Source organism: Shewanella sp. K8, assembly GCF_028823715.1.
GTDB lineage: Bacteria > Pseudomonadota > Gammaproteobacteria > Enterobacterales > Shewanellaceae > Shewanella > Shewanella algae.
This window is the reverse complement of the sequence record NZ_JAPEHY010000046.1, coordinates 19,458-30,704: the sequence shown is the minus strand read 5'-3', so window position 1 is coordinate 30,704 and position 11,247 is coordinate 19,458. Positions and strand designations below refer to the sequence as shown.

The 11,247-nt window shown below is 56.6% G+C and carries 6 protein-coding genes; all 6 read right to left on the bottom strand.

Translation table 11 applies throughout. The features are described 5' to 3' along the window. Positions 1-115: 115 nt before the first annotated feature. The 6 genes from ON072_RS19215 to tssH all read right to left on the bottom strand — a co-directional run bounded on the left by ON072_RS19215 (position 116) and on the right by tssH (position 11,244). Entirely contained in the window at positions 116-1,390 is a 1,275-nt protein-coding gene (locus ON072_RS19215; RefSeq protein ID WP_144128874.1) for a type VI secretion system ImpA family N-terminal domain-containing protein, read from the bottom strand. Positions 1,391-1,465: 75 nt separating this feature from the next. After that, on the bottom strand, positions 1,466-5,026 hold the full coding sequence (tssM, locus tag ON072_RS19210) for a type VI secretion system membrane subunit TssM (protein ID WP_044733765.1): 3,561 nt from the start codon (positions 5,024-5,026) through the stop codon (positions 1,466-1,468). Between the two features lie 16 nt (positions 5,027-5,042). Next, positions 5,043-6,443: a type VI secretion system protein TssA gene (gene tssA / locus ON072_RS19205; protein ID WP_107006364.1), complete on the bottom strand. Its 1,401-nt coding sequence runs from the start codon at positions 6,441-6,443 to the stop codon at positions 5,043-5,045. A 3-nt stretch (positions 6,444-6,446) separates the two neighbouring features. Continuing rightward, positions 6,447-7,100 (bottom strand): type VI secretion system-associated protein VasI, encoded by a 654-nt coding sequence (vasI, locus tag ON072_RS19200; protein ID WP_071237770.1) that lies wholly within the window; start codon positions 7,098-7,100, stop codon positions 6,447-6,449. After that, the gene (locus ON072_RS19195; RefSeq protein WP_107006363.1) at positions 7,100-8,656 is read right to left on the bottom strand and encodes a sigma-54 interaction domain-containing protein; all 1,557 of its coding nucleotides are present in this window, start codon (positions 8,654-8,656) and stop codon (positions 7,100-7,102) included. The genes vasI and ON072_RS19195 overlap by 1 nt, the downstream gene beginning before the upstream one ends. Then, the gene (tssH, locus tag ON072_RS19190; protein ID WP_261753314.1) at positions 8,656-11,244 is read right to left on the bottom strand and encodes a type VI secretion system ATPase TssH; all 2,589 of its coding nucleotides are present in this window, start codon (positions 11,242-11,244) and stop codon (positions 8,656-8,658) included. The genes ON072_RS19195 and tssH overlap by 1 nt, the downstream gene beginning before the upstream one ends. Positions 11,245-11,247 lie beyond the last annotated feature (3 nt).

Genomic DNA, 11,247 nt, shown 5'->3' with positions numbered 1-11,247 from the left:
TTCTTGCCCGAACCCGGGCAATTTTTTGCTCGCCGGGCAACTTCTTGCCCGAAAGCCGCCAAAGGCCAGAGTTCAAGAGCGAACACAAAGGCGGCCAAACGGGGGAATTCTTGTATTACATAACAACATCTTGAACATCGGCCGCATCTTGGACATTAGTTCTATCTGAACCCGCCGCCATTGGCGCCTTATCCGAGTCAGGAGCGGTTTGGACTGCCGGGTCATTTGTAACGCCAGAAGCCTGAGTGAGCCCCAAACTCTGGGCCAACAAAGTGCGCTTGATCAGCAGGGATTTCAGTTGCCTGTCCAGCAGTGTCAGCTCCTGAGCTGCCCGCTCATTTTGCTGTTGCTTGAGCAGCTCATCGATGAAGTAGGCTCTGGCCAACACGGGGGACAGGCTGCTGGCATACTCGGCCATATCCCGTGACTGACGCTGCAGCGCACTGAGTTTGTTGGCATCAAGCCCCTGCCATTGCTGTAACTCTTTGCTTAAGTTGGCCGCTCGGGTGCGACTGGCGGCAAAACGCTGGAAATACTTGTCCAGCTCCAACAGATAATCTACCTGCTCGGGATAAACATATGGCTCATCGTTGGCCAAAGGTGCGGCGCCAAATAGCTGATCTATCTTCTGCCACAGCGGCAATGCCGTTTCAGTCGGCAACTGGGTCACCTGCTCGGGTGGCTTGGGCGCAAATCGCTCCGGCCAGAATTTCTGCCCTATGGTCAGCCCCAAAGGTTCGGCAAAGTGTCCCGCCGTCAATGCCAGCAACAAGAGGATTAGTCCCAGCGGCCAACTCAGCCCCTTGGAATTAGCCTGCTGCTGAGCACTTGTGGCAACAGCGGGTCGCTTGGCCGGCTGTTTAACGCCATCAATCTTGTCGAAGATTTGAAAGCCGAGCGCATCCAGGTTTGGCATTTGCTTGGGTTGACGCGCCTGCATCAGCTCAAACAGCTGCTGACAGGCATATTCACAACGATACCACTCACGGATATTGCCTTCAGTAGCTTGCATATCCTTGAGCTCCGGCAATAACTTGCCTATGGCCCAGTTCAGTATTTCGGCGCACTTTTCCGGGCTGATAGTGCCCATCTCTTTCGAGTGCGCCAACACGGTTAACAGTAACTCCAGCCCGGATGCCAAACCAGCAATGCCGCGGGTCTTGGCCGCAGCTACCGAAAAGTAGCTGGCCGCCAGTAGATCCACCCCATCGGTCATCGCCAGAGTGGCAGCAAGATCATAGACCTTTTCCCAATCCGTCCCACCACTGAAGGGAGATTGGCGCCGGTTGATCTCACTACGCATCTGCTGATAGCGGTTATCTTCCCGAAGCTGAGCCGGTGCTGCGGTCATTCTGAACCATCCGGCATTCACTGTTGTTTGCTGTATCAACTTGGTACACCTCAAATTCCATTAAGTTGAGTCCCACAGGGGAATTGGGCTTCCACACTGTGGAAGCCCGGCGGCTCAGTAGAGTGTTTTAGGCAACTGATAGTTGCTGAGCAGATTTGAGGTAAAGGGATTACTGTTGTCTGCCGTGTGGATCCGATAGGAGATATCGCCCTTATCCACATTGAACTGGTAATCCACACTGGTCGAGCTGGAGCCGGTGATCCTGGCGCTGTCGAGCAGCCTGAAGAATGCCCATGGGCCTTCGTAGCTCAAGGAACGCGGTGACATATTCACTTCGCTTGGCACCAGGGTCAGCTTACTCTCGGCCGTTTCCCGCAAGGTGTTGGGCCATACCAATTCGATGGCGCGACGTGGGCCATGGGTGTATTCCACGTACTGGCCATCGACGTTGATGACACTACGACGCTTGTTGGGGCTCATCTGCAGTGGCTCCAGGGTGAACTGTACGTCCAGGTTGCCCTTGAGGTTGAAGAAGGCGGTCTGGATCTGTTTCGCCTGCTCTATCGCCTGCAAGACCTCTTTACGGATCAGGCCGGTTTCACTGCCTGCCAGCTGGTTGAGCTGATCCATGTTTTCTTCGAGGAACATCCGCATCTGCTGATCATAGAAGGTATTCAACGTGCCTTGCGGGCCGAAGAAGCGTTCAAAATCGGCAATCGACACCTGTTTAGTGGCCTTGGGATTGAAGGGATAACGAGATGCCAGATTCTGCTGGAACTCCATATACACTTCGTTGTACCAACGCACTTCAAGATGCTTGATAGCACTCTGCAGCACGACCTTCCAGCTCTCCTTGGCCAACTTGGACACCATGGAGTCCAGCGGCTTGGGCAGGCCATCGGAAATACGTTCCAGCGCGTAAACAGGGTCGGCATCGTTGAGCTTGAGCCTTTCCTGAGCCGCCTTCAGTGCCGCCTTGCCCACATCCGGGGAGTTTTGGATCCCGCGCAGATAGGCGTGCAGGCGCACCACGGCTTCCATCACTTCATCCAGATAAGCCGGTTTACCGTCCTGGGACTTCAGCATCTGGTTCAGTTCGACAAAGTCACCGTCTATGGTCGAGGCGATACGATACTGAGGCGACTTGAGCAGCGCCTGACGGGCCTGATCATCATCCGGCATATCCGGGAACAGCTGGGTATTGCTGCCCAGCGTTTCCAGCAGGCGCGACAGCGGCTTGTTGCTCATGGCCACATTATCCAGTACCAACACCGCCTGGTTGATGTCTTCGAAATTCTTCAGTTCAAAACCATTCAGCGCCCGGCGCCAGCTGGCGTTATAGTCGGCCAGATATTGGGCCACTATCTTGTTGCGCAGCGCCGTCTTGTCGGCATCGCTGAAGTCTGTGCTGTGAGCCTGGCCGAGTACCCAGCTGTCAATCAACGCCAGCTCGGCAACTGAATCAGATCTCGGGATAAAGAAGCGCTCAAAACCTTGTTTGGTGAGTATTTTCGGGATCTTGAAGATCTCAGGATCCTGCGCCGCTATCTGGGAGTCAAACACCAATTCATTGGCCGGGCCAACGGTCAAACGCAGATCCAGCGGTGCCCCCAACTGAGATACGGAAGAGGACTTGAGGTATCTGTATACCCGCTGTTCTATCGGCAGCAGGCTCAGCTCATTCTGGGCCTGGGCCACCATGGTATCGAATGGCTTGAGCACAGTCTCAGCGTCCGGATTGGACTCCAGCCGTGCATGCTGCAAGTCTGTGTGCAACAAGGCGTAATCCAGATGCTCCATCAGTTGGGTCTGCAGCTCACGATTGCCTTCATAGGCCTTCTGCCAAACATCGGCAAAGTATTCGCGAACAAAGCTGTCGCGGCGGCCACTCTTGTCGGCCAGCATTCTGAATACCCGCAATACCGCCAGCTTTTCATCACTGCCTTCTGGCGCATCGGCCAGATCCCGCGCCACTTGCCGGAGCAGTATCGGCAGATAACGATAAGACAGCAGGTTCAGATAGGTCTCTTCCACCTTGGGTCCTATGGTGTGACCCTGGTAGAGGCCGAGATCTGAGATTAACCTCGGCTTGTCACGGAAGAAACCAAACTCCAGCGTGGCCGCCCGAATGGTGTTCAGTGGCGGGATCACATTGCGGGCCAGCGGATCAAAGTTGGTGTTATCGATAAGCTCGTTGTATTCATTCACCTTACTCAGCACGGCATCGGCCTGAGCGCTGTTGAGCAGGTAGTATCTGTGCCAGCTGCCAATCAAGAGCACAGAGGCGATGGAGCAGGCCACAAAGGACAGCGCCATGATGCGGCGTTTTTGCTTGGCCACCTTGAAGTTGTCCGAAGCCAGACCCGCTTCCGGATATATGATGCGGGTAAAAAGCGAACGGGTGAAATAGGGAGTAGAGTTTTCACTGCGCTGGGCACTGTTGACCGACTCACTCAGGCCATAACGGCGGGAAGCACCATCCACATAGGCATCTGTCGGCACCCCTTGCTGGTAAACAGAGGTCATATAAACCCCGCGCACCAGTGCCGAGGTCGAGAACTGATCGCTTGCCAACGCATCGACAAAAAACTCACGCAGCACCTTGTGGGCACCGGCAATCTGACGTGAGAAGCTGTAGATGGCCGAGCGTTCTTCCTTGTCGCGGCACTGCAGCAGCGCCCTTGGCAGGCCGGCATTGATGCGCTGAATAAAGTCTTGCCAATCCTGATCGAACTCATTGAGCCAGCTGTCGAGATCGTTGACCGAGTTCAGGGAGAAGGTGAAACCGAGGATCTCATCCCGCTGCGCCTGGGTGAAATGGCGGAAGAAGGGCTCGAATCCCAGCAGCAGATCCAGTTTGGTCAGGGTGATATACACGGGCAGACGAGTTGACAGGGTTTCCATCAGCTCGCGCAATCTGGCACGCAACAAGTGGGCGTAGGCCTTGCGTTCAGCCACAGGATCGCTGACCAGGCTGGCCATATCCAGCGCCAACACCACGCCGTTCAGGGGGCGGCGACTGCGGGTGCGCTCCAGCCACTCGACAAAGTGCAACCACAGGCGGCGCTCTGTCTCGCCATCCGGGCTGGTTACCGAAGGCTTCTGGGTCAACAGCTCACCGTCCGGGTCAATCAGTACGGCATCGTCACCTATCCACCAGTCAAAAGAGAAGGGGTTTTCAGACTTCTTGCCCGAGGCGCGCATAACGGAAGAGAAAACAAACTTCTGCCCGGAGCGGTTAATCAGGCTGGTCTTACCGGCGTTTTCCACCCCAAGCACCAGGAACCAAGGCAAGGCGTACAGGTAGTTACGGGTGTTGAGGCTTTCTTTCATGCCCACCATCACCTCGTTGAGTTCCTGCTCCTGGCGTTCCACCAGGATCTTGACCGGGTCTTCCTTGAGCTGCTGCTCCCTGACCTTCAAGGCGCCGATACGCAACAAACGACGCCACTGCACCCAGCCCCAAATAGTAAAGCAAGACAGGGAGAAGATTGTGCTGGCTATAATTCGGGCCGTTGTCGATGCCAACGGTTTCTCACCGTCCAGCTCCAGCCAGGGGCCCGCCCACCAAATCGCCACATTGACCAGAACGAAGATAGCCACCAGCAAAATGGGCAGCGCCGATTTCAGTTCCGGCAGCAGTTTCCTCAAAAAGGATTTGATCATCGACCACATATACATTTCCCTGTACCTAACTCAGATTGACTTTTTGTTGTAAACGAGACATCAGACCCGGCTCCCAATCCGCCAGACTGGTGTCCGTGGCCTGGCCAAGCAGCACTTGGTACTCCACCTCTGCCATAGCCCCTAACTGGTGTTTATCTTTCAAGTCGGCCCCCAGCAGCCGCAGATAGAACTTGTCCCTCGGCTCAGTGGCCTTGTGCAGTTTTTCGTTGAGCGCCGCAAATGCCAGCGACAACCCGCCACTGGCGGCCAGTTCCCAAATTTCCTGCTCGTAACTGTTGCCTTCAGCCGAACCTGAACCCTGCTGTTCGCTGCCGTTGAGCCAACTGCGGGTTTCTTTGGAAACAAAAGGCACGCCGCCTTTGAACGACATATCCAAAAGCGCAGGCAGACGTTCAACAAAGGCCGCCGTTTCCTCCAGAATCGCCTGAGCCCAGGCCGGCTGCCCCAAGGTCTGTGCCAATTGGGCACTGAGACAATGACCGTCAATCCAGAAAGGACTCAGGCTAAGGCTCTGCTCTATGCGTCTGAGCAGCGCCAGATCCGGACTCTTGGCCAACTGGCTTCGATACTCGGCCACTCTGTCGGCAGAGATAGGCATCAGGCTGGTTTCGCCCTTGGCATTGGCATTTTCCGGCGCCGAGGTCACACTGAACCAGATGGCAAAGCGTCTGAGCCTGAGGCCAAGCGCCATGCCAGCCGGATTCTCGGCGATAAAGTCTGCCACCTTGAGCAGAGCTTGCTTGGTAGCCTTGTCACTGCTGTTGTCTATCTCCAGCCTGGGCATATCCCTGCTTTCACTGCTACTGCGGCTTTCACCGGCGCTGGATTCCTGCTCGGGTTTGGGCTTGTTGGCAGGCTCACTGCTGAAACGGCGCTTGAGCTTGGCCTCCAGGGCCTGCAGTTCATCCACAGGCAACTCTTTGGCGGCCGCGGTATCACACAGAGCCTTGAGAGACTGCAGCAATACCGACTTGGTGTCGGGATCGCAAAAATCGGTATCCAGCCCTTCGGCCGCTTTCAGGGTTCGCTGTACTATTTGGGCGAAAAACTTGCGCCTGGGCAACACGCCTCTGGGGCCCGGCGCCGGATGGCAAGTCTCCCAGAAAGAGGCCATAAAACGCTCCAGCAGTGCCAGCGAGCAGGAGAAACGCTCCAAACTGCACTGATGCTGCAGGCACTGCAGCAAATAGGTGAGCAGTTTCAAATCCTTGCTCTTGGTTTCCAGCAACTTTAAGGCCGCACTCTCCACCTCGTGCCATTGCACTTCGGAATGTGAAAGCGACCCCACCTTCATCATCTGGCCTTCCACATAGTCAAACAGCACATCATCGCTGAGGCGCTCTCCTATGGGATTGGCCTCACTGACGGGGCGGCTGACTTTATCCAGGTATTGATTCAGATCCATCTATCACCACCTGCAAGATTGGCGCAGTGGCTTGAGCGCACTGCCAAGTTCTCGGGTATCAAACTGCAAACCGTCTATCGCCTTGTTGGCCGAACGCAGGCGCACATCGTCGCCGCGGATCAGGGCTTTCATCACCTGAATGGCCGGCAGGCCGCGGCCGGTACGGAAGATATAGCCGGTATCATCACTGAGCCAGCGCTGCGACTGCTGCTCGACGCCGTTGATCTGCAGCCCTACCTGGGCCCAGCCATCTTCCAGCGCAGTGGGTAACATCAGCTCGACCCGGCTGATATCGTCGATGCAGCTGAGCATAAGTACCGGACGCGGTGGCAAGGCGCCTATGGCGGGCGCGGTCAACCAGAGATCTTCTACGGCATCCGCTTGATGCCCGGCAATAAAGGCCATGCCCTGTTGACGATTTTTCTCGGACGCCATGGCGACCTGAAACGCCTCGGGATAAGGGCTGCTGTCAGTGGTTTGTTGCGGCACCACGGTTGCCACCGGAGTGTTGAACAGCTCATCGAAACAAGCCAGTCGATCCAGTCTGGAGGGGATTTGGGTACAAGCCTCTGCCTTGGCCACTGTGTCGTCCGAGGCCTGAGCCGAAGCGGCCAGCCCCCACAGGCATAAAAATATAACGCCTTGAATCCTTGACATTATTCGTTAATCTCCAACTTCTGGCATTTGTGGGAAAAGGTGCGTTTCGGCATTCCCAGACTGACAGCCGCCTTGGCTCTGTCACCGTTGCAGGCCTTCAATCTGGCGCTGATCACCGCCCGCTCAAACTGAGCTACCGCCAGCCTGAGATCGGAAATGGCCTCAAACTCCTGCCCCTCTTCGCTGGGTAATTGCGGCTTGGGCATTTCCGAATCCGTTGCCGGCAAAGACGCAGTATCTATCTCGACACCGTCGGCGGTGAGGGCGCAGGCATAATCCAGCATATTGCGCAGCTCGCGGACATTGCCCGGGTAGCCGTGGTTCTTCAGCCGATTGAGGGCGCTGAAGCGGATGCCGGGGATCTGTCGCTGCTGACTCTGATTGAACAGTGCAATAAAGTGCGCCGCCAAATCGGGGATATCCTCGAGCCGCTCCCTGAGCGCCGGTACCTGCAGTGGAAACTGGCACAAGCGGTAGAAGAGATCGCGACGGAACTCGCCACTGTGGATCTGCTCCTTGAGGTTCACATGGGTAGCGGCCACCAAGCGAAAATCGGCGTAGATTTCCTTGTTGCCTCCCAGTGCCCGGTAGTGCCCAGTTTCCAGTACCCGCAGTAACTTGGACTGCAGATTCAAAGGCATATCACCGATTTCATCTAAAAACAGCGTGCCCTGGTGCGCCTGGGCTATCAGCCCCTGCTTATCCTTGTCGGCACCGGAAAAGGCCCCCTTGGCATAACCGAACAGCTCGGACTCCAGCAGGTTTTCCGGTATTGCGGCGCAGTTGATCGCCACAAAAGGTTTGCCGCTGCGCTCGGAAAAGTCATGTATCGCCCGGGCCACCAGTTCTTTGCCCGTACCCGTTTCGCCCTGCACCAACACAGACAACTGTGAGGCCGCGCCGCGCACTATCTCCTGCCTGAGCTGACTCATGGCCTGGCTGTCGCCCACCAGGTTCTTGCCAAGTTGTTGCATGGCATCATGTTGTTGCTGCTGGCGACGCAGTTCATCGAGCGAGCTCGACAGCTGAGACTGATCTGAATTCTGTCGCAACAGCTTATCCAGCAACTGCCAGTGGCGCATAAACACGGCGGCATATTGCTGCCAGTCCTGACGGACAAGCAGACCACTGCCCTGTTGCTCGGCCAGACGCAGACAGAGGATAGCCCGCACATGACCCTCATGGCTCAGCGGGAAAAGCAGCAGTGCCTGCTCTTTGCCGACCCGATCGCACAGGCTGACAAAACCGCTGTGCTCCTGCCAGTAGGCGAGCCGGGCCTTGTTCAGCAGCATGGCTTCGCCTGTCTGCAACACATGGGCAAACGGATGACGAAAGTCGGTAACCGCCAAACAAAGCGCCTGCAATGAGATCCCTTCACACAGGCCAAGGCAGGACAGTGGCTTGAGTTCCCGACCATCGAAGCCCGGCGCCAGAAACAGATGGTTATCCAGCCCCAGCTCCAATGCCAAAGTCTCGAGAAACTGCTGCAACAGCCCATCAAACTGCTGGCATTCCAGCAATTTTGCCGCCTGTTCCAACCACTGCTCAGTCACCACTATCGCGCCTCTCCGAAGAACTCACCGTCACGGCAGCCCAGATGGATCTCACTGACCTCCTCTTTGGCCGCCAGCTTGTTGAGCAGCGACAGCGATAAGGGCGGCAGTACCTGGCCGTCTATAATGGCTTCAAGCATACGGGCGCCGTTTTCACTGCGGGTCGCGCGGCGCATGATTTCATCCACCAGAGCCTCGTCACAATGCACCTTGGCCTTGTAACGCTCCAGCAAACGCTGCTCCAGCGACGCCAGCTTGTAGTGAATGATCTCCTTGAGCACCTCTTCACCCAGCGGCAGATAGGGCACTATCTCCATTCGCGCCAGCAGCGCAGGCTTGAAGAAGGCCGCCAGTTCAGGGTAAAGCTTGTCGTCCAGCAGCTCTGGCTGGGCGCTGTAGTCCACTATCGTCTGATAGCCCAGGTTGGAGGTCAGGAAAAACAGCACATTCTGGCAGTCAATCAACCGGCCTTCGCCATCGGCCAATTCGCCCTTGTCGAACGCCTGATAAAAGAGGTTCAGCACATCCGGATGCGCCTTTTCCACCTCATCGAGCAGCACTATGGAGTAAGGCATCTTGCGGATGGACTCGGTCAGAATACCGCCCTCACCGAAACCGACATACCCGGGAGGCGAGCCTATCAGCCTGGAGACAGTGTGTTTCTCCTGATATTCGGACATATTGATAGTGGTCAGGAATTGCTTGCCGCCGTAAAGCTGCTCGGCAATCTGCACTACGGTTTCTGTCTTGCCGACGCCACTTGGGCCCACCAGCAGGAAGGCGCCCTTGGGACGTCCGGCGCGGCGCAGGTCTGCCCGGGCGGTGAGCATATTCTTGTGCAGGCGGGCAATGGCCACATCCTGCCCTTTGAGGCTATGCCCCAAGAGCTCAGGCAGATGGGTTATCTTGTGCAGCTCATCGCCACTCATTTGCGATACCGGCACGCCGGTCCAGTCGGAGATGACTGCCGCTATCTGGGCCTCATCCACCTGAGGGTAAATAAGGCGTTGATCGCCACTGATGGCTTCGAGTGGTTCTTCGGCCTGTTGCAGCTCCAGCCGCAGCCCTTCGAGCTCGGCTTCATCGTCACAATCAAGAATGGCGCGTCTCAGGGCCACCACCTGAGTGACTCCGGCCTGTTGCTGCTGCCACAGGGATTCCAGCTCGGCATACTCACTGTCGGCTTCTTCCTGGGCTTGGTGCAGATGATTCAGGCGTTCTTCATCAACCGGATGACCGAGTTTTTTCTGGCGCTCCAGCAGTTCGGTTTCCATATGGCGCTGATGGCGCAAGTTATCCAATGCCGCCAAACGCTTGGGGGTACTGCTGAGGTTAATGGCGATACGGGCACAGGCGGTATCCAGCACATCGATGGCCTTATCGGGCAACTGACGGCCGGAGATATAGCGCGCCGACAGATAAGCCGCCGAGCGCAGGGCGCAGTCCTGGATCAATACATTGTGGGACGCCTCATAGACCCCGTGCAGGCCACGGAGAATATTCACCGCCTGTTCGACACTGGGCTCATCGAGTTTCACCAATTGGAAACGGCGGCTCAGCGCCGGGTCTTTCTCGAAATACTTCTTGTACTCTTTCCAGGTGGTGGCGCCTATGGTGCGCAGCTCACCGCGGGCCAGAGCCGGTTTGAGCAGGTTGGCCGCATCACCGCCCCCTTCCTGATTACCGGCGCCTATCATGGTATGGGCCTCATCGATAAAGAGTATGATGGGTTCGGCCGACTGTTTGACCTCTTCAATAATCGACTTCAGGCGCTTTTCAAACTCGCCCTTGACCGCGGCACCGGCCTGCAACAGACCAAGATCCAGCGACAACAGCTGCACCCCCTTGAGTGCATCCGGGACCCGGCCGTCACAAATACGCAGCGCCAAACCTTCCACCACGGCACTCTTGCCCACACCGGCATCACCAACCACTATCGGGTTGTTCTTACGGCGGCGGCTTAAGATGTCGATCATCAGGTTGATCTCATCATCCCGGCACAATACAGGATCCAGCTCGCCTTTGCGGGCCAACTCGGTAAAGTTGCTGGTGTATTTGGCCAGCGACGATTGGGCCTCATTCAATACTGGCGCGCCGCGCTCGCCCTTGACCATTTGCGATTCGGATGAAGCCTGGGTCAGGGTATTGAATTCCCGTCTCAGGGTTTCGCGATTAATGCTGCCAAGCAGAGTGGCGAGATCCCTTGGCAGGTAGCGCTCGGCCTGCATCAGTGCGGCGGCGAAGATGGCGCCGGATCTAAGTTCCGTCTGGCCAAGTTCAGTGCTTGAAAGCAGCCAGGCATCCTGCAGCAGCTCGACCAGCAGCGGTGAAAATGCCGGATAGGTTTCCAGGCTCTCTTCCCTTGGCAGGGTTTCACCGGCAATTTGCCTTACCTGCTCGGCATCGACTTCGGCGGCCTTGAGCAGCAGACGCACATCACCCAGCGGATTGTCCAGCAGACAAGTCAGCAGGTGCATAAAGGTCACTTCCGGGTTCTGACGGGCAATACAGAGTGATGCCGCCTCTTCCATGGCGAGTTTGGTCACGGCGTTGAGCTTGCCGATCAAGGTAGTGAGTTCAATTCGGATCATCAC

Coding starts and splice junctions, on each gene's coding strand:
- tssM (WP_044733765.1), bottom strand. CDS start 5,026: ATGTGGTCGATGATCAAATCCTTTTTGAGGAAACTGCTGCCGGAACTG.
- tssA (WP_107006364.1), bottom strand. CDS start 6,443: ATGGATCTGAATCAATACCTGGATAAAGTCAGCCGCCCCGTCAGTGAG.
- vasI (WP_071237770.1), bottom strand. CDS start 7,100: ATGTCAAGGATTCAAGGCGTTATATTTTTATGCCTGTGGGGGCTGGCC.
- tssH (WP_261753314.1), bottom strand. CDS start 11,244: ATGATCCGAATTGAACTCACTACCTTGATCGGCAAGCTCAACGCCGTG.